Source organism: Paraburkholderia sejongensis (assembly GCF_020880815.1).
Lineage (GTDB): Bacteria > Pseudomonadota > Gammaproteobacteria > Burkholderiales > Burkholderiaceae > Paraburkholderia > Paraburkholderia sejongensis.
In genome coordinates this window covers 16,479-39,699 of record NZ_JAJITD010000032.1, presented here as the reverse complement: position 1 = coordinate 39,699, position 23,221 = coordinate 16,479, and the positions used below count along the sequence as shown (strand labels likewise).

Annotated in this window: 21 protein-coding genes; 11 read left to right on the top strand and 10 right to left on the bottom strand. The window is 66.4% G+C overall.

Translation table 11 applies throughout. The features are described from left to right. Nucleotides 1–362: 362 nt before the first annotated feature. The 3 genes from LJ656_RS34025 to LJ656_RS34015 form a co-directional block, all read right to left on the bottom strand. The gene (locus LJ656_RS34025) at nt 363–1,025 is read right to left on the bottom strand and encodes an amino acid ABC transporter permease (protein ID WP_230513822.1); all 663 of its coding nucleotides are present in this window, start codon (nt 1,023–1,025) and stop codon (nt 363–365) included. 2 nt (nt 1,026–1,027) lie between these two features. Then, on the bottom strand, nt 1,028–1,789 hold the full coding sequence (locus tag LJ656_RS34020; RefSeq protein ID WP_230513821.1) for an amino acid ABC transporter permease: 762 nt from the start codon (nt 1,787–1,789) through the stop codon (nt 1,028–1,030). 61 nt (nt 1,790–1,850) lie between these two features. Then, complete coding sequence (locus tag LJ656_RS34015) at nt 1,851–2,687, bottom strand: transporter substrate-binding domain-containing protein (RefSeq protein WP_230513820.1); 837 nt, start codon at nt 2,685–2,687, stop codon at nt 1,851–1,853. Nucleotides 2,688–2,865: 178 nt separating this feature from the next. Between LJ656_RS34015 and LJ656_RS34010 the strand changes: the two genes are divergently transcribed. Next, nucleotides 2,866–3,759 (top strand): LysR substrate-binding domain-containing protein, encoded by an 894-nt coding sequence (locus LJ656_RS34010; RefSeq protein WP_230513819.1) that lies wholly within the window; start codon nt 2,866–2,868, stop codon nt 3,757–3,759. A gap of 51 nt (nt 3,760–3,810) precedes the next feature. Here LJ656_RS34010 and LJ656_RS34005 read toward each other — a convergent pair whose 3' ends face one another. Both LJ656_RS34005 and LJ656_RS34000 read right to left on the bottom strand, forming a co-directional pair. Beyond that, nucleotides 3,811–4,893, bottom strand: a complete 1,083-nt coding sequence (locus LJ656_RS34005) for a calcium:cation antiporter (RefSeq protein ID WP_230513818.1) — start codon at nt 4,891–4,893, stop codon at nt 3,811–3,813. A gap of 426 nt (nt 4,894–5,319) precedes the next feature. Further along, nucleotides 5,320–5,682 (bottom strand): BON domain-containing protein, encoded by a 363-nt coding sequence (locus tag LJ656_RS34000; protein WP_230513817.1) that lies wholly within the window; start codon nt 5,680–5,682, stop codon nt 5,320–5,322. Nucleotides 5,683–6,134: 452 nt separating this feature from the next. Here LJ656_RS34000 and LJ656_RS33995 point away from each other — a divergent pair, with 452 nt between their 5' ends. Both LJ656_RS33995 and LJ656_RS33990 read left to right on the top strand, forming a co-directional pair. Then, nucleotides 6,135–6,764, top strand: a complete 630-nt coding sequence (locus LJ656_RS33995) for a DNA-3-methyladenine glycosylase (protein ID WP_230513816.1) — start codon at nt 6,135–6,137, stop codon at nt 6,762–6,764. Between the two features lie 303 nt (nt 6,765–7,067). Next, nucleotides 7,068–7,409: a DUF4148 domain-containing protein gene (locus tag LJ656_RS33990; RefSeq protein ID WP_230513815.1), complete on the top strand. Its 342-nt coding sequence runs from the start codon at nt 7,068–7,070 to the stop codon at nt 7,407–7,409. 319 nt (nt 7,410–7,728) lie between these two features. Here the strand turns inward: LJ656_RS33990 and LJ656_RS33985 are convergent, their stop codons facing one another. Continuing rightward, nucleotides 7,729–8,172, bottom strand: coding sequence for a CBS domain-containing protein (locus LJ656_RS33985; protein ID WP_230513814.1), 444 nt, complete (start codon nt 8,170–8,172; stop codon nt 7,729–7,731). Nucleotides 8,173–8,463: 291 nt separating this feature from the next. Between LJ656_RS33985 and ribA the strand changes: the two genes are divergently transcribed. Further along, nucleotides 8,464–9,114: a GTP cyclohydrolase II gene (ribA, locus tag LJ656_RS33980; protein WP_062127657.1), complete on the top strand. Its 651-nt coding sequence runs from the start codon at nt 8,464–8,466 to the stop codon at nt 9,112–9,114. A gap of 430 nt (nt 9,115–9,544) precedes the next feature. Here ribA and LJ656_RS33975 read toward each other — a convergent pair whose 3' ends face one another. After that, the gene (locus LJ656_RS33975; RefSeq protein WP_230513813.1) at nt 9,545–10,462 is read right to left on the bottom strand and encodes an NmrA family NAD(P)-binding protein; all 918 of its coding nucleotides are present in this window, start codon (nt 10,460–10,462) and stop codon (nt 9,545–9,547) included. 201 nt (nt 10,463–10,663) lie between these two features. On the opposite strand from LJ656_RS33975, the gene LJ656_RS33970 reads away from it, so the two are divergent. Continuing rightward, nucleotides 10,664–11,551 carry an AraC family transcriptional regulator gene (locus tag LJ656_RS33970; protein WP_230513812.1) on the top strand — a complete coding sequence of 296 codons (888 nt, stop codon included), beginning with the start codon at nt 10,664–10,666 and terminating at the stop codon, nt 11,549–11,551. Between the two features lie 47 nt (nt 11,552–11,598). Here the strand turns inward: LJ656_RS33970 and LJ656_RS33965 are convergent, their stop codons facing one another. From LJ656_RS33965 to LJ656_RS33955, 3 genes are all read right to left on the bottom strand, one after another. Beyond that, entirely contained in the window at nt 11,599–12,498 is a 900-nt protein-coding gene (locus LJ656_RS33965; protein ID WP_230513811.1) for an anti-sigma factor family protein, read from the bottom strand. After that, nucleotides 12,495–13,013, bottom strand: a complete 519-nt coding sequence (locus LJ656_RS33960; protein ID WP_230513810.1) for an RNA polymerase sigma factor — start codon at nt 13,011–13,013, stop codon at nt 12,495–12,497. Before LJ656_RS33960 ends, LJ656_RS33965 begins: the two co-directional genes overlap by 4 nt. A 187-nt stretch (nt 13,014–13,200) precedes the next feature. Then, the gene (locus LJ656_RS33955; protein ID WP_230513809.1) at nt 13,201–13,932 is read right to left on the bottom strand and encodes an anti-sigma factor family protein; all 732 of its coding nucleotides are present in this window, start codon (nt 13,930–13,932) and stop codon (nt 13,201–13,203) included. A gap of 167 nt (nt 13,933–14,099) precedes the next feature. On the opposite strand from LJ656_RS33955, the gene LJ656_RS33950 reads away from it, so the two are divergent. The 6 genes from LJ656_RS33950 (at nt 14,100) to LJ656_RS33925 (ending at nt 23,161) form a co-directional block, all read left to right on the top strand. Then, nucleotides 14,100–14,381, top strand: coding sequence for a DUF4148 domain-containing protein (locus LJ656_RS33950; RefSeq protein WP_230513808.1), 282 nt, complete (start codon nt 14,100–14,102; stop codon nt 14,379–14,381). A 170-nt stretch (nt 14,382–14,551) separates the two neighbouring features. Then, complete coding sequence (locus LJ656_RS33945; protein WP_230513807.1) at nt 14,552–15,664, top strand: catalase family peroxidase; 1,113 nt, start codon at nt 14,552–14,554, stop codon at nt 15,662–15,664. After that, nucleotides 15,661–16,200 carry a cytochrome b gene (locus tag LJ656_RS33940; RefSeq protein ID WP_230513806.1) on the top strand — a complete coding sequence of 180 codons (540 nt, stop codon included), beginning with the start codon at nt 15,661–15,663 and terminating at the stop codon, nt 16,198–16,200. The genes LJ656_RS33945 and LJ656_RS33940 overlap by 4 nt, the downstream gene beginning before the upstream one ends. A gap of 161 nt (nt 16,201–16,361) precedes the next feature. Further along, nucleotides 16,362–19,916, top strand: coding sequence for a DEAD/DEAH box helicase (locus LJ656_RS33935; protein ID WP_230513805.1), 3,555 nt, complete (start codon nt 16,362–16,364; stop codon nt 19,914–19,916). 1,062 nt (nt 19,917–20,978) lie between these two features. Next, on the top strand, nt 20,979–21,716 hold the full coding sequence (locus LJ656_RS33930) for a response regulator transcription factor (protein WP_230513804.1): 738 nt from the start codon (nt 20,979–20,981) through the stop codon (nt 21,714–21,716). A 14-nt stretch (nt 21,717–21,730) separates the two neighbouring features. Continuing rightward, nucleotides 21,731–23,161 (top strand): FecR domain-containing protein, encoded by a 1,431-nt coding sequence (locus LJ656_RS33925; RefSeq protein ID WP_230513803.1) that lies wholly within the window; start codon nt 21,731–21,733, stop codon nt 23,159–23,161. Nucleotides 23,162–23,221: the final 60 nt, after the last annotated feature.

Genomic DNA, 23,221 nt, shown 5'->3' with positions numbered 1-23,221 from the left:
ACGCGCCGCATTTGACTGGTCATCCGCCATGAACCAGTTTGCCATTCTGTTTGGCGAGCGCTTCACCAATGCACGCGGGTAACTCCGCTAACCGCCTCGCACACAAAAATGCGGACAGGTTCCAGGTACGCGGCCGGCAGATGTCCACGAAACAGACCGTCACCATCGCACCGGCGGCATCACCTCACGACGAGGTACGTCGCAACGTGCCGAACCATCCTGATATCGACTCGCGAAACCAGCCTTACCGCTTCGCCCAGCCGTCCACGAAAACCCAGACCGACCGCGAGGCGAGGTCGACAGCAATTCCCCCGATCTCGTCCACTCAGAGTTGACCGGGTTCAACCGGAACCCGAACCATTTCACCGACGATCCATACCCCCAACCCCCCGCCGCCTCTCCAGCACCCGCGCATACCACGTCAGTGGAAAGCACATCGCGAAGTAAATCATCGCGACCATCGCATAGATCGGAAACGGCCGGAACGCGGCGTTGGTGATCATCGTGCCGGTCTTGGTCAGCTCGGCGAAACCGATGATCGACGCGAGCGCGGTGCTTTTCACGACCTGCACCAGAAACCCGACGGTCGGCGCCACCGCGATCTTCAGCGCCTGCGGCCACACGATAAAGAGCAACTGCTGACCGAACGTCATGCCCAGGCTCGCGCCCGCCGCCCACTGGCCGCGCGGCACCGCTTCGACGCAGCCGCGCCAGATATCGACCAGGTACGCGCTGGTGTAGAGCGTCAGCGTAACCGCGGCCGCGGTCCACGGCGACACGTCGATGCCGAGCAGCGGCAGACCGAAGAACGTGAGAAACAGCTGCATCAGCAGCGGCGTGCCCTGAAACACCTCGACGTACAGCACGACGACGCGCCGCAGCCACGCGAGCGGCGACACCCGCAGCCTGAGCAACAGCAATCCGACAAGTCCGCCGCCAACAAACGCGATCACCGACAGCAGCAAGGTCCAGCGAGCGGCCAGCAGCAGATTGCGGGCGATGTCCCACAGCGTGAATTCGACCATGCTCAGCGCTCCGTCGGCAGTGAGCGCGCGCCGCCGCGCCATAGCAGGCGCTGACACCATCTACGTGGCGCAGCGCCGTTGTCGTTGCCGCTGCTACGCGCGGCGCGGCCCGCGAACAGGCCACGGCCGAAACGGTTCAGCAATTGCCGCAGCACGATCGACATCAGCAGATAGACCGCGGTGATGATCAGATAGGCCTCGAACGAGCGGAAATTGCGCGACTGGATGAAGTTCGCCGCGTAGGTCAGGTCGGGCACCGAGATCTGCGACACCACCGCCGAGCCGAGCATCACGATCAGCACCTGGCCGAGCAGCGCGGGAAACACGTTGGCGAGCGCCTGCGGCAGCACCACGTGACGAAACACCTGGCGCCTGTGCAGACCGAGCGCCTGCGCGGCCTGCAACTGGCCGCGCGGAATCGAATCGATGCCGGCGCGTACGATTTCGGTCGCATACGCGCCGAGATTGACGGTCATCGCGAGAATCGCGGCCTGCACTTCGTCGATATGGATGCCGAGGGTCGGCAGTCCGAAGAACACGAAGAACAGTTGCACGAGAAACGGCGTGTTGCGGATCAGCTCGACGTAGCTCGCGACCAGCCAGCGTGCCCATTTCGGCCCCGCCGCCGCGATGCTCGCACCAGCAATGCCGACGAGGCCGCCGAGCAGCGTCGATACCGCGGTGAGCCCGAGGGTCACCGCGGCGCCGTGCACCAGCATGTCCGCATAGAGGCCGAAGCCGCTGAAATCGAACGCGTAGCTCATGGCCTCGTGCTCATGGTTGATTCGGATTCGTGCGCGAGCGCGACGGCTCGCGCGTCAGCGTTCACAGATCGGCCGGCAGCGGCGCGCGCAGCCACTTCTGCGAGATCGCGTTCATCGTGCCGTCCTTGCGCGCCTTGGCGATCGTTTCGTCGACCTTGGCCTTCAGGCGCGGCTCGTTCTTGTTCAGGCCGACGTGATCGGGCGAGCTGAACAGCGAGAATTTCTGTTCGGGATCGTTGGCCGGATGGCGCGCGAGAATCGTCGCGCCGACGTCGTTGCCGACCACCATCAACTGCGCCTGACCGGAAAGAAACGCCGAAATCGCGCCGTTCGGATCGTCGAAGCGTTTGATGTTCGCCGACGGTGGCGCGATCTTCGTCACGCTCAGGTCCTCCAGCGTGCCGCGCGCGACCGACACCGATTTGCCGGCGAGGTCGGCGGCGCTCTTCACCTGCAGCGATTTCGGACCGAACACCGCGAGGTAGTACGGCGCGTACGGCTGCGAAAAGTCGTTCACCTTTTCGCGCTCCGGCGTCTGACCGACCGACAGCAGCATGTCGGCCTTGCGGTCGGCCAGATAGGCCATCCGGTTGTCGCCGGTGACCGGCACCAGTTCGACCTTCGCATTGAGGGCCTTGCCGATCAGATTGGCCACGTCGATGTCGTAGCCGACCGGTTTCATGTCCGGGCCGATCGAGCCGAACGGCGGATAGTCCTCGAACACGCCGATGCGCACGGTGCCCGACTTCGCGATGTTGTCGAGCGCGTCGGCATGCGCGGTCGACGGCAGCGCGCCCAACGCGCCGAGCGCGCTGATCGCGAGCGTCGCGGCGAGCGTGGCGAACACCCGGCGCGGCTGCGCGCGGCGGGTCGGTTGGGAGGTGGGGCGCTGGTTCATGGTCTGTTCCTCGGTCGAGAGCGTGAGCGGTGACGAATCCGTCATCTGTCGACGCACTGTAGGTTTGCCAAAATCCCGCAACAATCGAAATATCCGCATGGGTTGCATGACGTATGCTCATGGCTTGGCGGCAGCCGTACCCGCCGCCCAATGACTTTTTCTGATCCTGGGAATACCGATGCGACGCCTACCGCCGCTCAATGCGCTGCAGATTTTCGAAACCGTCGCGCGCCATCGCAGCTTCACGCGCGCCGCCGACCATCTGTGCCTGACCCAGGGCGCGGTCAGCCGGCAGATCATCGCGCTCGAGGACTACTACCGGTTTCCGCTGTTCAAGCGGCACGCGAAGGGCCTGACGCTGACCGCCGAGGGCGAAATGCTGCTGCCGGTCGTCAAGGAAAGCTTCGGACGGATCGAGGAGATGTCGCTGCGCCTGACGCGGCAGCGCACCGATCTCGCGCTGAAGGTGCCGACCTGCGTGATGCGCTGGATCCTGCCGAAGATCATGCGTTTCCAGTCCGAGTATCCGGACCTGCACGTGCAGATCACGACCACCTGGCAACACGACGTCGATTTCCAGAGCGAGCCGTTCGACGCGGCGATCATCTACGGGTCGTCGCCGGGCGCGGACGTGCAGGCGGTGCCGCTGTTCGACGAGCATCTGACGCCGGTCTGCACGCCCGAGTTGCTGAAGGACAAGCCGCTCGCGCGGGTGGCCGACCTCGCGCGTCACACGCTGCTGCATCCGACCCGCGATCATCGCGACTGGAAGATGTGGCTGGCGAAAGTGGCGGAAACCGATGCGGCGGGCGCGGCGGCGATCGACGCCGAACTGGGGCCGAGCTTCGACACGCTCGACATGGCGACCAATGCGGCCGCGCAGGGCTTCGGCGTCGCGATCAGCGATCTCGCGCTGATCGACGAGGACGTCGCCGCGCGGCGTCTGGTGCGGCCGTTCGATACGGTGCTCAAGACCGGCTGGCGCTACTACTTCGTGTGTCCGGACGCGGTCGCGCAGCAGCAGAAGCTCAATCTGTTTCGCGACTGGATCGTCGCGCATTGGGAAGAGTGAGGACGGCGGCGCGGGCCGCGCGCGTGGCACGCGCGCCGCGCTGGCCGCCGGTCAAGGCGCGAATGACAGGAACAGATAGGCGGCGAACAGCGACAGATGCACCGCGCCTTGCAAGATGGTGGTGCGCCCGGTGCTAAGCGTCAGTGTGCCGACCACCAGCGTCAGCGCGAGCAGCACCATTTCCTTGCCGTTGATGCCGAGCACGATCGGCTGACCGATGTACAGGAACACGCCCGCGACGGTCGGAATGGTCAGCCCGATACTGGCGAGCGCGGAGCCGAGCGCGAGATTCAGGCTGGTCTGCAGACGATCGCCGCGCGCCGCGCGCACTGCGGCGAGCCCCTCGGGCAGCAGCACCAGCGCCGCGATGATGATACCGACCACCGCCGGCGGCGCGCCCGCGTTCAGCACCGCGGTTTCCACCACCGGCGACAGCACCTTCGCCAGCAGCACCACCGCCACCAGACTGACCACGAGCAGCGCGCCGCTGATCAACGCGTGTTTGGCGCTGGGCGGATCGGCATGGACGTCCTCGTCGGGCACGCCGGCGAGAAAGTAATCGCGGTGGCGCACGGTCTGCACGAACACGAACACGCAATACAGCACCAGCGACGAAATCCCTGCGAACGCCAGTTGCGAACTCGACAGGATCGGGCCGGCACTGGTGGTCGTGAAGTTCGGCATCACCAGCGTCAGCACCGACAGCGACGCGAGCACCGCGAGCGCGGCCGCCGCGCCGCGGCTCTGGAAGTCCTGCTCGAGGTGGCGGATGCCGCCCACCAGCAGACACAGCCCGACGATCCCGTTACAGACGATCATCACCGCCGCGAACACGGTGTCGCGCGCGAGACCGGCCTTTTCCGGGCCCGACGTGAGCATCACCGAGACGATTAGCGCAACCTCGATCACGGTCACCGCGACCGCCAGCACCAGCGTGCCGAACGGCTCGCCGATCCGGTGCGCGACCACTTCCGCGTGGTGGACGGCGGTAAACACCGCGGCGCACAGCGCCAGGCCGACCACCGCGAGCAGCAGCGCGTTGCCGGGCACCGCATAGGCGGCGCCGAGCACGATCCAGGCGACGAATGGCACGACGAGGGTCCAACGGGGCAGCACGGGCGTGGGCGAAGTCATGCGGTCTTCCTCTTGGGTGCGTGTGGAGGGCGGACGAACCGGCGCTCACCTGTTTTTCAATCTGGGACGAACCTGAAGCAATATCTCAAAAGGATACGCTAAGCCGTTAAATTATAAGGGCTAACGATGATCGAGCGGGCGCTGCGCTGGAGCCGCTTGCCTTGCTGGGCGACGACGCGAACCGGTGGGGTCCGAACGGCGCTCGAGAGCGCGGGCATCGTGCTGCGGAAGGGACGCCGGCGTCTGAACGGACGTCGCGCGTGGGAAAGTATCGCGGTTTCGGGGGCGCAGAGGAATCCTGGCTTGCGGCGGTCCGAGTACCGTGCTGCATGAAAGCCGTGGCCGGCTGGAGCTCGAGTCCTGAAGTGGCGCCGATGCGCTGGTTGCGGCATCGGCGCCAATTTGCTGCGTTACTGCGGGTTCAGCTTACTGGCCGATCGCGCGAATCGTCAGCGCGTTCTTCACCGAGGTCACGCCCGGCACGCCTTGCGCGGCGTTGGTCGCGAGGTCGATCTGCGCTGCTTCCGGCACCGAGCCGGCCAGCGTGATCGCGCCGTCGCGTGCGCGCACTGTGATGTTGCCGACCGTCAGGCCCTTCGTGCGGGCGAGCACGCCGCGGACCTTGCGCGACAGCGCGCGGTTCGCCGCGCGAGTTTCCTTGGCGGTTTGCTTGGCGGTCGGTGCCGATGCCGCGGGCGCCGCTGCCGGCGCCGAAGCCGCGTCTTGTGCGTATGCGTTCAGGGATGCGAGCACGATCAGTGCGCCGCCGATCATCTTGATTGCTTTCATTGAACTTCTCCTGTTGTCTTAAGTATGTCTCTCCCCGGACGGGGACGTTTTATGCACCAGCGGGTACAGCGGGATTCAATCTGAATGGAACAGGTACGGCAGCCGTGCGTTTGCTTCAGCCGGAATGCGCAGCGGGTCCGCCCGTCCTTCGACGGGCGGACCCGCTGCGCAAACGGCCGTGTTGACGGCCGGAAACACACGATACAGCAATTAGTGCCATGTTGCCCTTTGCGCGCGGGGAAAGTGCGGCGTCGGTACAACGAATGGGCCGATCGCTCACAGGCGATGACATGCACGGCACGGGCGGCGGGTCTGTTTGGCCACATTTTGGGATTCGTGGCGGTGCTGGACCCGTGCGCCGGGTTGGTCTCATGCTTGCGGATTTGGCTCGTTCGCGGCTCGCTGCAAGCCGGCTATTCACTTTTCCATTCTCAGCGTCAGGACGTTCCCCCATGCGATCCGAACCTTTGCCGATTCGCCCGTTGCGCCGCGCCGATCTGCCGGTCGACACCATCGAACTCGCGCGCTTCATGGTCGGCAAATACCTCGTGCACGATCTGCCCGAAGGGCGTCTGAGCGGCCGCATCGTCGAAACCGAGGCGTATCCGGTCGGCGATTCGACCAGTCATGCGTATATCGGCCGACGGCCGTACAACGGCTCGATGTTTCTCGCGCGTGGTCACGCATACGTGCGGCTGACGTATGGCGTGTCGTACATGCTGAACATGTCGGCCGAGGCGGAGGAGGTCGGCGCCGGAATTCTGCTGCGGGCAATCGAGCCGCTGGAAGGACTGGCGCTGATGGAAGCACGCCGCCCGGGTGTGCCGTTGCGCGACCTCGCGCGCGGCCCCGGCCGGCTGACGACGGCATTCGGCATCGACCAGGCGTTCGACGGCCGCGATCTGTGCAGCGGGCGCGGCTTGTGGATCGGCGTGATCGAAACCAACACCGCGCCGCTCGGGGTGACGACGCGAATCGGCTTGTCGCGCGAAATGCATCGGCCGTTGCGATTCTTCGAGCCGGGCAGCGCATTCGTCAGCGGCCCGCGCAAGCTGTTACTGGTCCCGCATTCGGGAGCTTGAACGCACGACGGGTGCGCGGGGCGATTTGCGCTGTCCTGCCGCGTGTTGTGGCGAAACTCGCTCAGTTCAGACCCATTGCGGAAATGTCAGACGCAAGATTTACGAAGCCGACAATTGTTACAGCGAAATCAACGCTGCGGCGGACGATGACGGCAATGCAGCGCGAATTATTGCGACGAGAACAATTATCTATCTCGAAATTAAGGGTTTTCCCTTGCGAGTCCGGTGACTAGACTCAGATCATTCGCTCGACACAACACGTGGCCGGCGATGCACATAAAACCAGATTGGAGGTAAGTCATCATGAAATCGCTGATCAAGGCAGTCGCTATTGCAGCCGTCCTCGCCGCACCGGTCGTATCGTTCGCGCAGTCGAGCCAGCAACCCGTCACCCGCGCGCAAGTGCGTAACGAGCTGATCCAGCTGGAACAGGCCGGCTACAGCCCGGCAACGGCGAACGACACGAACTACCCGGCCGACATTCAGGCCGCTGAACGCCGGGTCCAGGCGCAGAACCCCTCGCTCGCGCAGACCCAGCCGGTCGCCGACACCAGCGGTTACGGCGCGCCGATGAGCGGTTCGACGCAGTCGGGCGCGGTGGCCCAGCCAATGACCGGCTCGCACGGCGTGTATTTCGGTAACTGATTGGACAGCGGCGCCGGCGCGTGTGGCTTCTGATTCCAGATGCAAGCGCCGCAGCGGGCCGTCCGTCCGCGCAGCAAAAAGCGGAGCGCGCCGCGATTAACAGCGCACTCCGTTTGCATTACCCGATTTTTCGTATCCAGCGCGACGCACCACTGAACCGGTATCGGAGTTAGTCGTGCGCGCGTTGAGTTCCTTTTCGAAGGAACCTCCGCTGCCGCAAGGTAGCTTGGCCCAAGCTCTACGAGGTTTGGGCTTTTTTTGCGTCCGCGTCAGCGGGCGTCGGTTGCCGCGTGGCAAGTCGCAGGGCCGGGCTCCCGGCTCAGGGCCGTTCACCGTGGATGTAGAACTCGAGCTGCTGGATCGTGAACTGCTGCTCCGCGATGATGTTCTTCACGAGGTCCCCGATCGACACCATCCCCACCAGCCGCTCGTTGTCGATGACCGGCAGGTGGCGCATGCGCCGCTCGGTCATCAGCGCCATACAGTCTTCGGTGGTCTGGTCCGGGCGCACGAAGCGCACCGCCTTGCTCATGATGTCGCGTACCGGCGTCGCCTTCGACGAGCGGTCCAGCAGCACCACCTTGCGCGCATAGTCTCGCTCCGTGACGATGCCGGCGATGCGGTCGCCGTCGGTGACCACCAGCGCGCCGATGCCCTTGTCGGCCATCAGCCGGATCGCCTCGTAGACGGAATCGTCGGCTCCGATCGTGTACACGCCGGTGGGGTTCGGTTTCGTTTTAAGAAGCTGTGCAACGCTTGTCATGGAGCGGCTCCGTTTCGCAGTGCAGTACGCCGGCATGGCGCACTGTCGTGTGGGACAGGCGCTTCAAGTATAGGCGGGACGTGTGGCCGCGGTACACCGGGAATACGTGGGCGGGCGCGCACGATGCGCGGCGGGTCCGCGGCGCGGGTGCGAGGCGCGGGCGGCTTTGCCTGGCGGTTCCCGCCGCCGCGAAGGGGCATCCACGTATCGCATGCGGATTAGCGGTAAACTCGCACTCCACACCTCATCCCCGGCGCGACCGGGTTCATGTCAGCACCATTGTTCAACGCCATGCTCACGTCTCAGGATTCATCGCCCGCAGCGGACGGCGCCGTCACCGGCGAATGTGTCGTTCTCGACGCCACCGCCACGCTTCCCACGCGCTACGGCACCTTCACTTCCTATGTGTTTCGGGTGGTCGACAGCGGCGCCGAACATCTCGCGCTCGTGATGGGCGATGTCGCGAACCAGTCGTCCGTGCTCACGCGCCTGCACTCCGAGTGCCTGACGGGCGACGTGCTCGGTTCCTATCGCTGCGACTGCGGCGAGCAGCTCGACCTCGCGCTGCGCTATATCGCGGCCGAGGGTTGCGGCGTGCTGCTGTATCTGCGCGGGCACGAAGGGCGCGGGATCGGACTGTCCAACAAGATTCGCGCATACGCGCTGCAGGAGCAGGGTCGCGATACGGTCGAGGCCAATCTCGATCTCGGTCTGCCCGATGATTCACGCGAATACGATTCGGCCGCGGGCATTTTGCGCACGCTGAAGGTCACATCGGTGCGGCTGATGAGCAACAACCCGGAGAAGTTCGACACGCTGTCGAAGCATGGCATTCCGGTGTGCGAACGGGTCGCGCTGGCGATTCCGATGCGCGAAGAAAACGAGCGCTATATCCGCACCAAGCAGCTCAAGTTCGGGCATTACTTCGACGAGAACGAGTGAGCGGCTGCGGCCTGTCCGGTATTCAGAACTTGAAACTTAGGGCAGGCCGAAATCGTCGTTGCTGTCCGGGAGCGTGTCGAGCAAAGTTGCTAACTCGCGCCACCCGAGCAGATTCGCAACGGTTACCGCGATGGAAAGCCCGCGTTGGGCACCCGGAGGCTTCGGGTGAATTAGCGACGCGGGTTCGCCTGGCGACGTGACCGATACTCGTGATGCTTTGCGACGCCCGCATTGTTTTGCTTGCACCTCGATGAACGTACGCCGCAACGGGCAGGTGTGCATACTTTCTCTCCTCGGTCGATCGAACCTTCAAGGCTGTTTCTCACCGCTTGAGCGAGTCCTGCTTTACGCGTGCAGAGGAGGCCGGTGCACGGCTTCCTCGCATTCGCGCTGGAATCCGCTGACGCTGTTCGCTAGCGTCAGCGGCATTTCATTCCACGCTCCGCGCCCGCGTTTCCACACCAGCCGCGCGCGGCAACAGCGCCGCCAACTCATCTTTCAACGTCGTCGCCCCGAAGCGCCGCTCGCTGACCCCTTCGACGTCGATGCGGCCCGCGTTGTGCGCGTCGTACAGATCGACGATCAGCCGCGCATGCCGCTCGCCCAGACCCGCGCCGTGCAGCACCGCATTCCATTCGTTACGGGGCACCGCGTGAGCGGCGACTGGCCGCCCGGACAGTTCTTGCAGCGTGCGCGCGACATCGAGCGCGCTCACCCGCTGCGCGGCCTCGACACTGACGATGCGCGGCGTCGCGTGGGGCCTTTGCGTTGCGCCGTCGAGCAGCAATTGCGCGGCAAGTTCGCCGACGTCCCGCGCGGCCACGGTCGGGAATAGCTTGTCGAGCGGATGGTGCAAACTCGGCAGCACGCCTCGCTCGAGCGCGACGGGCAGCACGCGCGCCCAGTTGTGCATGTGTTCGGCGGCGCGCAGGAATGTCAGCGAAGACGCAGCGCCGCGTAAGCGCGTTTCGAGGTAGTGAAACAGCGTCGTGATGCCGGTGCCTTCCGGCTGTTCGGCGCCGTAGTCCGATAGCGCGAGCAGACTCGGCGGCGGGGCTTTGTGGAAGGCGGCGATCCCCGCGTCGATCGTGGCGCGCATCGCGGCGGCGGGATCGTCGTGCGCGCGCGGCACGGGGCAAAGCCACTGCACCGCGTGCGCGCCATCGATTGCGCGCGCGAGCGCTTGCGCATCGTTCAGGTCCGCGTGCGCGATGTCGCAGCCGAGGGCCGCGAGCGCCGCGCCTTGCGTTCGATCGCGCACCACCGCGCGCACCGGATGGCCCGCGCGCCGCAGCGCAGTCGCGCTGGCCCGGCCGACAGGTCCCGCAGCTCCAAAGATGACGAACACATTGCGCTCCTCGATGATCGGTATGACGTCATCGTAGGGACGCGGCGCGAGCAAAGCGCGCACGCGTGGATGGCGTTGCGCGGAATCGGATGATTTTCTTTGGAAGCAGAGGTCCGGCGATAAGGAAGCTTCCCGGCCTCAGCGAAACCGCCGGAAACCCCGCACAATGCACGAATCACGCCGCCGTCAAGGAGACCCGCGATGAACGCCGTCACCCCGATCCCCGCACCCGCGCCGCACACCGGTTCGCGCATCGCCGTGCGTTCCAGCAACGGACTCGGCTGGCAAGGCTTCGGCGCGGAACTGGTCAACGTGTCGGCGGGCTTGCACCGGTTGCCGGCGTTGCGCCATCACCGCGTCGGCGTGCACGTCGGCGCACCGGTGAGCGCGCGCTGCCTGTGCGATGCGCGGCGCCTCACGCGCATCCAGACGCACGGCGACGCCGACCTGATCCCCGCCGGCCTCGAAGGACAGTGGACCGACGAGGTGGCCTGCACGATCTTCAGCGTCTGGTTCGCCGACGACTTCGCGCAACGGACCTTGGAACAACTGACGTCGAAGCCGTCCGATGCGCAACTGCGCCCCCGCTTCCAGATGCGCGATGCGCGCTTCCAGCATCTCGCGTGGGCACTGCGCGCGGAGCTCGACGCGAACGATGCGTCCGATCCGCTGTACGCGGAAAGTCTGGGCACGGCGATGCTGGTGCGGCTGATCGGCGGCGAGCCGGCGGAAGGCAAGCGTCGCCGGACGCTGGCGCCGCGCACGGCCGCGCGGGTGATCGAGTTTATCGACGCGAATCTCGACCAGCGCCTGACCCTGGAGAGCCTGGCCGCGCACGCGCAGCTGAGCGTGCCGCATTTCAAGGCGCTGTTTCGCGAGACGCTCGGCGTGCCCGTGCATCAATACGTGGTGCAGCGCCGGGTGGAGCGCGCCCGCGCGCTACTGCTGCAAGGACGCCTGAGCGCGAGCCGGATCGCGCTCGATACCGGCTTTGCGCATCAGAGTCACATGGCGCACTGGATGGGGCGGCTGTTAGGGGTGACGCCGCGCGAATTGCGCGGGAGCGCTAGTGACGACGCCGCTGCCTGAGACTCGCGCAACGGGCCGCCACGCATGAATAGCGCGTGCCGGCTCGCTTATCCCGGCGCCGCGCCGGTCAACTGCGCATAAACGTCATGCGCGAGCTGCAGCAACTGCTTGCGATCGATCCCGCCCGACACCGCATAGCCGAAATCGCCGTCGACCCAATAGAACACGTTGACCGGTCCGGCCTGATACAGCTTGAACGCCGTGGTGTTCGCGTTCTCGCGCCGATGCGAGATGCACAGCGTGACCCGCTCGCCGTTCGGCCCGCGATACATGAATTGCGCGGTCGGACCATCGGCGCCGGGCAGCAGGCGGCCGCCCGACAGCATGAAGCCGCTCTTCGACAGCATCGGCGGATGCACCTGGGTGCCAAGCCGGTTCGCGAGCCACTGCACGAAATCCTGTTCGTGCTCGGCGCTCATGTCGCCGGGGCGTTCGATCGACGGCATGTAGACCACGTGCGCGACCGCTGCCTGGCGCGCGAAGCCTTCAGCGCTGTCCGCGCTGACCGCGCGCGCGTCGGCGCGCGAGTCGACACGCGGAGCGCCGTGCTGGCCGACTTGCTGGTCCAGGTGCTGATCAACACCCAAATCGGCGGTGTCGATCGCGACCGGCCCGATCAGCTCGCCGCGATGCATGCCGATTCCAATGCCCAGCACCATTGCGGCCGCCATCCCGGCCAACTGCGCGGCATAACGCGGCCAGTTTGCGGCGCTCCACGCGCGCCGCGGCGCGCCGCTGTGCAGGCGCTTCGGCACCGGCTCGTTGAGCACGCGGTCGTAGCGCTCGTGGAACATGCTGTTGAGCGAGAAATAATCGCTGACGCGCGCGGCCAGCTCCGGATTCTGTTCGAGCGCGCGCTCGACCTCGGTCCGGCGCTCGCTGGACAGCGTGCCGTCCACGTAGCCGTGGATATCTTCTTCGCCGATCGGCATTTGCGGCTCGCTCATCGCACCACCTGTAATTTCGCTCCGGGCTGAGTGCCGGCCATCAACGCCCGCAGCCGCTCGCGGCCGCGCGACAGGCGCGACATCACCGTGCCGATCGGAATGTTCAGCGCGAGCGCGACATCGGCATAACTCATTTCTTCGAGACCGACCAGCAGCACCACCTGGCGTTGTTCGACCGGCAGCCGCTGCAACGCGTAGTCGAGATCGCGCATTTCGAGCGACTGGATCTGCGCGGACGGCACGGCCAGCTCGCTTTCGGCGATGCTGTCGTCGTCGACCGCGACGTGGACCGCGCGCGCCGACGCCTTGCGCGCCTGATTCGCGAACACGTTGTGCATGATCGTGAAGAGCCACGCGCGCAGATCGGTGCCGGGCTGGAACAGGCCGGTGCGGGCGAGCGCGCGTTCGAGCGTGTCCTGCACGAGGTCGTCGGCGAGCTCGCGGTTATTGATCAGCGCGCGTGCGTAGCGTCGCAGACGCGGCACGTGCTCCATCAATTCGTCACGCACATCCATGAGGGGTCCCGGTTCTGGGGCTTGAGGTCGGCATCGGCTTGGTCCGGTCGGTCAGGAGGCGCGCCGGTGCGGTTGCGCTGCGGTTGCGCAAGCGGCCCGCATATCGCGCCTTCGACCAGCAAACACCTGTGCGGGCATTTTATTCCGTCGCGTTTCGGGCTGCGCGTAGCGTGCGCTGCGCTTGCGGTCAGCGCGCGGTCATCACGTCGGCGGCGCGCATCAGCCCGTGAGTACGCGCATTGCCCGCGACCACGAAGCGTTGCCGCTGCGCGGTCCACGTCAGCAGCCGCAGTTCGCCGACGCGGCGCGCGGACCATTGCGGCTGCTCGCGCGCGAACGGCGCCGCGGCCGACAGCACCACCACCGGTTGCTGGTCGCCGTTCAGATAGACGAACTCGTTCGCGCGTTGCAGCGGGCCGAGTTGCAGCAGCCGTTGCCCGACCAGCCGCAGCCCGATCGCGCCGAGTGGCGGCGCGGCCGGATCGACCTGCGTCGGCGAGGTGGCGGAAAAGGGCCGCGCGCTGAGTTCGGCGAGCGCCATCACGGCGGCGTTCTCGAGCGCCGGCGCTGAGACCTGGGTCGCCGCGAGCCAGCCGCTGCCGGCCGCCAGCGTCAGCGCGAGCATGGCGAACAGCGCGAGCGTGCGGCGCGCCCGGCTGACGGGTGGCCGGCTGCGGTGCACGCGCGGCCGGCTGCCGACCCGCTTCGGCACCGGGTCCGGCTCGTCGGTGCTCGCAAAGCTCGCCTGGATCTGTGCGTTGAGCCGGTCGTAGAACGCGACCCGCCGCGCTTCCGCCGGATGTTTGCCGAGATAGTCGCGCAGCGCCGCCGCGCGTTCGGGCGTCAACGTGCCATCGGCGTAAGCCTGAATCTCGGCTTCCGATGGCGAGTCGCCGGACGGGTGATCGGTCGAGGTCATGGTGAGGCGTAGTCGAAGGAGGGCGGCGATCGGAAGGCAAACACCGCGCGGATGCGTTTATTCCCGCCGAAAACGATCTTTTTCACGTGCGGTCGATTCAGGAATAAACGCCGCCGCGCGGTGGTTCTGCTCGATGCGAACCCGCACAACTCTCACAGGAGTCGATCATGAACAAGTTCTCATTGGCCGCGTTGTCCTTCGTCGTTCTCGCCGCATCGACCGCTTCGGCGGGCGCGTTGGCGCAGGGCAAGACCCGTGCTCAGGTGTACCAGGAATTGATCGAGGCGCAGCAGAACGGTCTCGACTACATCACCGATGCGTCCTACCCGGACGTCAACCCGATGTTCGCGCCGCTGGTCGAGCAGCGCAAACAGGCGCTCGCCGCGCAGGCGGCAGCCGCCGCGAGCCGCGTCGCGACGTCCGGCGCACCGGCTGCGGGCGCGAATTGAATCGAAGCAGCGCTTTGCAGCCAGCAGGCAACCCGCGGGCAACCGGCGCGCGCGACTTCGCATGAACGCGCGTGCCGGAGCCGGATGGAATAGATCGTCGAATCGGGTGTTCACCCGAACGTTGCTTCATTCGTCGATTGATTCTCAGATCCATCCGGTAAGGAGTCCTCGTGACACAACCCTCCGTTCCCACGCCGCCGTCCGGCGAGCGACCGATCTGCGTGCGGTGCCGGCTAGCCGTGATCGGCGCCGCCGTGCTCGCGCTCGCGGGCGGCTTCGCGTACACCGCGGGCTGGCTCACTCCCGCGCGTTTGAGCGCGCCGCGCATCATCGATACCTTCGAAGCGAACGCCGGCCCGCATCCCGGCTATCGACGCAATCACGCGAAAGGCCTCTGCGTCGAAGGCTATTTCGACAGCAACGGCAACGGCGCCGCGCTGTCGCACGCGGCGGTGTTCGCACCGGGCCGCACCCCGGTGTCGGGCCGCTTCGCGGTGCCGGGCGGCAATCCGTCCGCGCCCGATACGAGTTCGCCGGTGCGCAGCCTCGCATTGCAGTTCCGGCTGCAAAACGGCGAACAATGGCGCACCGGCATGAACTCGACGCCGCTGTTCGTCGTGCATACGCCCGCGCAGTTCTACCAGCAACTGCTCGCGGCGAAGCCCGATCCCGCAACCGGCAAACCGGACCCGGCGAAACTGCAGGCGTTCTACGCGGCCAATCCCGAGACCCAGCCGTTCCTGCGCTGGGTGAAGGCGCACGCGCCGTCGTCGAGTCTCGCGAACGCCGCGTATTACGGCATCAACGCGTTCCTGTATACCGACGCGCATGGGACCACGCGCGCGGTGCGCTGGTCGGTCGTGCCCGACACGCCGTACGCGCCGCTCAGCGCCGCGCAGCAGGCCGCAAAGAACTTCCTCGCCGCCGATCTCGATGAACGGCTGCAACAGGGACCGTTGCGCTGGCACCTGATCCTGACCGTCGCGCAAGCGGGCGACCCGACCGACGACGCGACGCTGCAATGGCCCGACGACCGTCAGCGCATCGACGCGGGCACGCTGGTGCTCGAGCGCACGACCTCGCAGGAAGACGGCACCTGCCGCGACATCAACTTCGATCCGACGATCCTGCCCGCCGGCATCGCGCCGTCCGACGATCCGCTGCTGGCCGCGCGCTCGGCCGCCTACGCGCTGTCGTTCAAACGGCGCACGCGCGAGGAGGCGCTGCATCCGGAGGTCCATCAAACGCCGGTCGCCGGCGCACACAACGGAGAGCATTCATGAAATCCGCGCGCACTCATTTCAGCCCGCTCGCGCGGCTGTTGCACTGGACGATGGCGCCGCTGATCGTCGCGATGCTGTTTATCGGCGTCGGCATGGTCGCGACCGTATCGCGCGCGCACGATGCGCTGGTCGCGCTGCATCGGCCGCTCGGCGTTGCGTTGCTCGCGCTGGTGCTGGTGCGGCTGGCGGTGCGCGTCACGCGCGGCAGTCCGCCGTTGCCGCGCGAGATGCCGGCGTTGCAGCGGTTCGCGGCGAAGGCGTCGCACGTCGTGCTGTATGCGCTGATGCTGGCGATGCCGTTGATCGGCTGGGCGATGCTGTCGGCGGCCGGTTATCCGGTCACGCTCGCCGGTTCGTGGCATCTGCCGCCGATCGCGCCGCACGACGTCCAGCTGTTCGCGCTGCTGCGCGCGCTGCATACATGGCTCGCGTTCGCGCTGTTCGCGACGGTGCTGCTGCATCTCGCGGCGGCGCTGCTGCACGCGCTGATTTTGCGCGACGGCGTGTGGAGCAGCATGGCGCGCGGCGGGCGTTGAGGGCGGCGCGGCCATCGCCGTCCCACGCGTAAAATGGCCGGTTACCACAGGCACACGGCAGCCGGCCGGAGCGGGCCGGACGTTGCTGAAAAGCGTCGTCCGGCGCGTGTTTTTGTCCCGTCCGTGCTTGCCTTCGCCGGCTTGAACAGGAATGCACGCGGATGTCGTCAGTTTTCTTCGATCGGGAAAGGATTACGGACTGGCTCGGTGAGTGGACCGTCGCCAAGGCGCGCTCGGTGGGCGCGGTCAGCAACGTGAAATGGCATGGCTCGACGCTGTCGGGCAACGTGCAGGGGTCGCGGCCGCAGCCGTACCGCACGCGGGTGAGCTTTCGCACCGACGGCGGCTCGCCGTGGGCGCAAGGCGACTGTACCTGCCCGGTCGGGCGCGACTGCAAGCACGTCGCCGCGCTGCTGCTTGCGGAGCTCGACTACCACGACGAGATGGATCACATCACGCGGGTGCAGGATGAGCAGGCCGACAGCGTCGACAGCGGCGGGAGCGATGGAGCGGACGCAGAGCGCGGGTTCGCAGCGCGCCCGCTCAACGCGCGAAGCGGGTCGTCGTGGTCGGCGCCGTCTTCTGCATCCCCGGGCGTACGCCCGGAACTCGTCAGCTGGCTGGAACGGTTTCGCGAACGGGCCCGCGCGGCCGAAGCCGCCGATACCGCGAGCGCGAACCAGCGCCCGCGCCAAAGCGGGCGCACCGAAACGCTCGCTTACAGGCTGAACTGGTCGAGCTTCCATCTGCGCCATGAAGTCGTGCTGCATCGCGCGCGCTGCGACGCCGATGGCACGATCGTCGAAGTCGGCGACAGCTGGACCGATGTCGAGGCGGCGTTGCTGCGCCAGCCGCGCTTTATTTCCGACGACGATCTGTCGATCCTGCGCGGCCTGTGGCTCGGCCGCTCGCGCGAGGATTTCGGCCAGTTCGTGCTGCGCGGCGCGAGCGGCGCCGAGACGTTGCAGAAACTGATCGCGACCGGGCGCCTGTTCTGCGACTTCGGCATCGCCCCCGGTCAGGCCGGGCCGACGCCGCTTGCGCGGGCCGCCGACCGGCCCGGCCGCATCGAATGGGAGCCGCTGCCCGATCAACGCCTGCGCCCGGTGCTGCGCACCGAACCGCGCGCGAGCATGGTGCTGCCGACCGAGCCGGTCTGGTACGTCGACGGGGTCGCGCACGAGGCGGGCATCGTGCCGCTGTCGCTGCCGTTCCAGCAGTTGCCCGACTATCTCGCGATGCCGCCGATTTCGCTGGCCGAGGCGCCGCTCGTCGCCTCCGTGCTGCGCGAGATCGCGCCCGGCTTGCCGCTGCCGCCGACCCACGATGCGTCCGCGCTGCGTGTGATCGATGTCGAGCCGGTGCCGGTGCTGACGCTCGACAGCCACGCGCTGTCCGCGACGACGAAACTGTCTCGCGCGGTGAAGTCCGCGAAGGCGGTGAAACCGACCCGCGGCAAGAACGGGCAGGCCGCGCCGGCGCGCGACCCCGGCACGGTCGAACTGGCCGCCGTGAGCTTCGACTACGACGGCGTCAGCATCAGCGCCGACAGCAGCGTGACGCTGGTGCCGCTGCCGGGCGGCGACGTGATCCACATCCGCCGGCGCTACGAGGCGGAGAAAAAGCGCCTGCTCGAACTGCGCAAGACCGGTCTGCAGAAGGTGCCGACGCGCAGTGTCCACGCAACGCGCCAGTTGCCCGACACGCTGCTCGGCCTGCCGGACGTCGACGCATGGTCCGAATTCGTCAACGATGCGCTGCCGCGGCTCAGCGCGAACGGCTGGCGCGTGACGATGGCGCCCGGGTTCCGCTACAACGTGATCGAGATCGACGCGATCGACGGCACCGCGCAGCAGGCAGGCGACGGCTGGTTCGATCTGGAGATGGGCATCCGCGTCGGCGAGCGCAACGTGCGACTCGAACCGCTGCTCGCCGATCTGTTCCGGCGCGACCGGCGCTGGCTGTCGGGCGCGCTCGAGACGATCGGCGACGCCGAGCCGATCGAGCTGAAGACCGACGAGAACAAGCGGCTGCGGCTGCGCGCGGACCGGTTGAAGCCGGTCGTGCGCGTGCTGGTCGATCTGTTCGATTCGCTGGGCGGCACGCTCGCCGACGGTGCTCCGTTGCGCGTGTCCGCGCTTGACGCCGGCCGGCTCGACGCGCTGAACGACACCGGGCGCTGGCAATTCAGCGGCGACGCGTCGATCCGTGACCTCGCGCGCCGTCTGCAGGCAGGTCCGGGTCTGCGTGAAGTGCCGCTGCCGCGCGGTCTGAAGGCCGAGTTGCGCGCGTACCAGCGCCAGGGGCTGAACTGGATGCAGTATCTGCGCGAACAGGATCTGGCCGGCGTGCTCGCCGACGACATGGGACTCGGCAAAACCGTGCAGACGCTCGCGCACATTCTCGCGGAGAAGGAAGCGGGGCGGCTCGTGCGTCCCGCGCTGATCGTCGTGCCGACCACGCTGGTGCACAACTGGCGCGAGGAAGCGCGGCGCTTCGCGCCCGAGTTGAAGGTGCTGGTGCTCAATGGCCCGCAGCGCAAGGAGCGCTTCGAGCGGATCGGCGAACACGAGCTGATCCTGACCACCTACGCATTGCTGTGGCGCGACCAGAAAGTGCTCGCCGGTCATGACTACCATCTGCTGATCCTCGACGAGGCGCAGTACGTGAAAAACGCCTCCACCAAGGCCGCGCAGGCGATTCGCGGACTGCACGCGCGGCATCGGCTGTGTCTGACCGGCACGCCGCTCGAAAACCATCTCGGCGAGCTGTGGTCGCAGTTCGATTTTCTGTTGCCGGGTTTTCTCGGCAGCCTGAAGGATTTCACGCGGCGTTGGCGCAATCCGATCGAGAAGAACGGCGACGACGTGCGCCGCGCGTTGCTCGCGCGCCGGATCCGACCGTTCATGCTGCGCCGTCGCAAGGACGAGGTCGTGAAGGAGCTGCCGCCGAAGACGACGATCATGTGCCCGGTCGATCTCGAAGGCGCGCAACGCGATCTGTACGAAACCGTGCGAACCGCAATGCAGGACAAGGTGCGCGCGGCGGTCAGCGCGCAGGGGCTCGCGCGCAGTCACATCATCGTGCTCGACGCGCTGCTGAAGCTGCGCCAGGTGTGTTGCGATCCGCGGCTGCTCGGCGCGCTGGGCGGTTCAGCCGCCGGCGAGCACGAACGGAGGACGCGCTCGGCCAAGCTCGACCTGCTGCTGTCGATGCTGCCCGAGTTGATCGAGGAGGGCCGCCGGGTGCTGCTGTTCTCGCAGTTCACGGGCATGCTCGCGCTGATCGCCGCCGCGCTCGACGAAGCCGCGATCCCGTACGTGATGCTGACCGGCGACACCGCCGATCGGGTGACACCGGTCGAGCGTTTCCAGCGGGGCGAGGTGCCGCTGTTTCTGATCAGCCTGAAGGCGGGCGGCGTCGGCCTGAACCTGACCGCCGCCGACACGGTGATCCACTACGACCCGTGGTGGAATCCGGCCGCCGAGAATCAGGCGACCGACCGCGCGCACCGGCTGGGGCAGGACAAGCCGGTGTTCGTCTACAAGCTGATTGCGGCGGGCAGCATCGAGGAAAAGATCGTCGAATTGCAGGAGCAGAAGGCCAGTCTCGCCGACAGCATTCTCGCCGAGGACGCGGCCGGCGCCGCGAAGTTTTCCGCCGACGATCTCGACGCGCTGTTCGCGCCGATGCCCGAGGCCGAGGCGATGCGCTGACGATGCGCCGAAGATGCGACGGGCATCGCGAAAGGCGCTGTGGCGCTAGAAAGGGTCGGATTGTAACAAAACGTCTAGCTGTGTAAATGCGCCGCGGGGACGGCTTCAGTTCAGACCAAATTCCGACACGCGCCGGGCGGGACTTGCGTGCCGGCGACGGTCCGATGGCGCGTAAGAACTACTTGCCCGGCCGTTACAAACGAAGTTCTTTCATCTTGAGCGCGTTTTTCGGCGGCGCTAACGTGGCGGTACTCGTGCGGCTAGACCCCGGCGAGCGTGTGTAGTCCTCGTAGCGGCGTTGCCTTTGGTCGGGCAACGCCGTATTTTTTTGCCCGCCGCGACGGCCGCGGCGGCAAAGGATAGCGTTGCGTTGCGCAGCGTCTCGCGCGTCTCTTCGGGACTCGGTGCCCAGGCCGTCACGCCAGCCCAACGGCGCGAATTGTTGTTGAGCAAACAAACGTCCAAATCGGCACGTGATCCGTATTGCATTCGAGCAAATTTCTATCTCAAATTAAATGCATGCCGAAGGCATCAAATGCGATGACATCTGATGCAGAAATCTGACAATGTTTAAACGATTTATTTTGAGACTATTCTTATACTACGCAGCAAATTGTTAAATCCGGGGGCGCCGACGGGGCCACTGAAACGGGAGACAGGGACGGGGCCAAACGCCATCCCAGCAAGGGTCTGAGTATGCTGGACGACTTTTATGCGGGGACGGCCCGACCCGCAGGAGCAGGAAAAAGCCAAGAAAAAAATGTGTGAGCCGCTTTCAACCAGGGTTTATCGCCACGGATTGTCGACACACGGCAGCCGGAAAAAAGAGGGTTTTCGATTATGATGATCTGCCCCGCATAATCGCTGTCGATTTCATATATGCGCTGTTTTCGCGCTTCACACGAAGCAGCGCGAAACGGGGGCACGGCAAGGGACCATTAGTCAGAAAGTAACCGCCGGAGTTTTTAGGGAAGCCGGATCGACGGCTCAAACCGTCATCCCGGTCGTCTGCCGGTTCGCCGGCCGCCAGTTACGAAAGGCGCTGTTGCGTTGTGGGGTTTTATGAGAATTGCAGTCCTCGATGACGATTCGGCTCAAGCCGATCTTGTTTGCCAAACGCTGTCGGCGGCCGGTCACGTCTGTCACGCGTTCAGCGCGGGGCGCGAGCTGGTGCGCCAGCTGCGCCGCCAGACGTTCGATCTGCTCGTGCTCGACTGGAACGTTCCCGACATGTCCGGCGAAGAAGTGCTGCGCTGGGTGCGCGAAAGCCTGTCCGAGCGCCTGCCTGTTCTGTTCATGACCAGCCGCGGCCGCGAAACCGACATCACGTCGATCCTGAACACCGGCGCCGACGATTACCTCGTCAAGCCGGTGTCCGGCGCGGTCCTGCTCGCCCGAGTCGGCTCACTGCTGCGTCGCGCTTATTACCTGAAGCCTCCGGCGAGCAAGGAAGTGTTCGGCGAATTCGAGTTCGATCTGAGCGCCAAGCACGTGGTCGTACGCGGCACGACGGTCGCCGTCACCCAGAAAGAGTTCGAGCTTGCGCTGCTGCTGTTCCAGCATCTGAGCCGGCCGCTGTCGCGCGCGCATATTCTCGACGTGATCTGGAAGCAGGCCACCGACATCCCGTCGCGCACGATGGACACGCACGTGTCGATGCTGCGCAGCAAGCTCGGTCTGCGTCCGGAGCACGGCTACCGGCTCACGCCGATCTACGGCTACGGCTATCGTCTCGAGCGGATCGAATCGGATACGCCGCCGGCCATCGACAACGAAGCTTCCGCGGCGGGTGACGCGTGACGCGGTCCGCAGCTATGGCAGCGGCGAACGGCGCCGCGATGCCGGGCCGTCGCATGGCGGCATGGCTCGCGGCAGCCTGCGTGCTCGCCACCAGTGCAGCGGGCTGGAGCGCGGGCGCGCTCGCGCAGCCGCGCGGCAAAGCCGGCGCGAAGGCGGCGCCGGTCTATGTGTCGTACACGACCCGCGAAGGCGACACGCTGTACGACATCGCCGAGCGCTACATGGCGGATAGGACCGACTGGGCGCTGCTCAGCCGCCTGAACCACGTGCCTGCGCCGCGCCGGATGCCGGCCGGCCTCGTGTTGCGTTTGCCGGCCGAACGGCTTCGTCAGGATCAGGACACCGCGCGCGTGGTGGCGACCAGCGGTCCGGCCGAGCATGCATTCGGCACGGCTCCCTATCTGCCGCTGAAGACGGGCGAGACGCTTGCCGAAGGCGATCGCATTCGCACCGGTCCGAACGGTTTCGCGACGCTGGAGTTGCCCGACGGTTCCTACGTGACCGTCGCGCAGGACGGCGAACTCAATATCGACAAACTACGGCACACCGTGCTGACGGGCGTCGGCGACCGCATCTTCGACTTGCGCCGCGGCGAAGTCGAGAGTCAGGTCACGCATGCGAAGCGGCGCGACGATCGCTTCCAGATCCGTTCGCCGTCGGTGGTGGCGGGGGTGCGCGGCACGCGTTTCCGGGTCGACTACGACGGCACTACCCAGACCACCGCAGTGGCGGTCCTCGACGGCGCGGTCGGCGTCGATCCTGCCAGCCGGGGCGGCCAAAGCACCGCCCCCGCACAGGGCGTGCCGCTGCAGGCGTCCGAGCAACTTGTCAAGGCGAGTTTCGGCAGCGTTACGCGCTCGGGCTCCTCGGTCGGCAGCCCGGTCGAACTGCTGGCGGCGCCGGCGCTGGCCAAACCGGCGCGCGTGCAGGACGGCAAGACGGTCACGTTCGACGTCAAGCCGGCCGAACATGCGGTCGGCTACCGCCTGCAGATTTCGCACGACGCCGACCAGCTCGACCTCGTGCGCGACCAGCGCGTGAACGCGCCGCATGCCGAATTTGGCGATCTGCCCGACGGCATGTATTTCGTGCGCATCGCGTCGACCGATAGTCACGGGCTCGACGGCCTGCCGAGCGTCTATGCGTTCGAACGCCGTCAGCTTGGGCTCGATGCGTCGGGGGCGCAACGGCCGGGCAGCCGCGATTACGAGTTCCGCTGGTTCGTCAGCCACAGCAACGTGCCTACGCGGTTCCGCTTCGTGCTCGCAAAGACCGCCGACCTGAGCCATCCGGTCATCGACCGTACCGATCTGTCGGGCGGCGAACTGGTGGTCAGCGATCTGCCGGCCGGCGTCTACTACTGGACGATCGTCGCCGAGCAGTTCGAAAACGGCCGCTTCTACGAGAAGACCGGGCCGGTCCGCTCCTTTACGCTGGCGCGCTGACGCTGGTAGATTCGCGATGACGCGCCGGCCGGCCCGTCATCGCCTCCCGAACCGATCGTC

Excerpts from the sequence above, each read along its gene's own strand:
- ribA (WP_062127657.1), top strand. The coding sequence starts at position 8,464 with ATGCTCACGTCTCAGGATTCATCGCCCGCAGCGGACGGCGCCGTCACC.
- LJ656_RS33970 (WP_230513812.1), top strand. The coding sequence starts at position 10,664 with ATGAACGCCGTCACCCCGATCCCCGCACCCGCGCCGCACACCGGTTCG.
- LJ656_RS33935 (WP_230513805.1), top strand. The coding sequence starts at position 16,362 with ATGTCGTCAGTTTTCTTCGATCGGGAAAGGATTACGGACTGGCTCGGT.
- LJ656_RS33985 (WP_230513814.1), bottom strand. The coding sequence starts at position 8,172 with ATGACAAGCGTTGCACAGCTTCTTAAAACGAAACCGAACCCCACCGGC.
- LJ656_RS33990 (WP_230513815.1), top strand. The coding sequence starts at position 7,068 with ATGAAATCGCTGATCAAGGCAGTCGCTATTGCAGCCGTCCTCGCCGCA.
- LJ656_RS33925 (WP_230513803.1), top strand. The coding sequence starts at position 21,731 with ATGGCAGCGGCGAACGGCGCCGCGATGCCGGGCCGTCGCATGGCGGCA.
- LJ656_RS34025 (WP_230513822.1), bottom strand. The coding sequence starts at position 1,025 with ATGGTCGAATTCACGCTGTGGGACATCGCCCGCAATCTGCTGCTGGCC.
- LJ656_RS33950 (WP_230513808.1), top strand. The coding sequence starts at position 14,100 with ATGAACAAGTTCTCATTGGCCGCGTTGTCCTTCGTCGTTCTCGCCGCA.
- LJ656_RS33995 (WP_230513816.1), top strand. The coding sequence starts at position 6,135 with ATGCGATCCGAACCTTTGCCGATTCGCCCGTTGCGCCGCGCCGATCTG.
- LJ656_RS34005 (WP_230513818.1), bottom strand. The coding sequence starts at position 4,893 with ATGACTTCGCCCACGCCCGTGCTGCCCCGTTGGACCCTCGTCGTGCCA.
- LJ656_RS33930 (WP_230513804.1), top strand. The coding sequence starts at position 20,979 with ATGAGAATTGCAGTCCTCGATGACGATTCGGCTCAAGCCGATCTTGTT.
- LJ656_RS34000 (WP_230513817.1), bottom strand. The coding sequence starts at position 5,682 with ATGAAAGCAATCAAGATGATCGGCGGCGCACTGATCGTGCTCGCATCC.
- LJ656_RS34015 (WP_230513820.1), bottom strand. The coding sequence starts at position 2,687 with ATGAACCAGCGCCCCACCTCCCAACCGACCCGCCGCGCGCAGCCGCGC.
- LJ656_RS34020 (WP_230513821.1), bottom strand. The coding sequence starts at position 1,789 with ATGAGCTACGCGTTCGATTTCAGCGGCTTCGGCCTCTATGCGGACATG.
- LJ656_RS33955 (WP_230513809.1), bottom strand. The coding sequence starts at position 13,932 with ATGACCTCGACCGATCACCCGTCCGGCGACTCGCCATCGGAAGCCGAG.
- LJ656_RS33960 (WP_230513810.1), bottom strand. The coding sequence starts at position 13,013 with ATGGATGTGCGTGACGAATTGATGGAGCACGTGCCGCGTCTGCGACGC.
- LJ656_RS33965 (WP_230513811.1), bottom strand. The coding sequence starts at position 12,498 with ATGAGCGAGCCGCAAATGCCGATCGGCGAAGAAGATATCCACGGCTAC.
- LJ656_RS33940 (WP_230513806.1), top strand. The coding sequence starts at position 15,661 with ATGAAATCCGCGCGCACTCATTTCAGCCCGCTCGCGCGGCTGTTGCAC.
- LJ656_RS34010 (WP_230513819.1), top strand. The coding sequence starts at position 2,866 with ATGCGACGCCTACCGCCGCTCAATGCGCTGCAGATTTTCGAAACCGTC.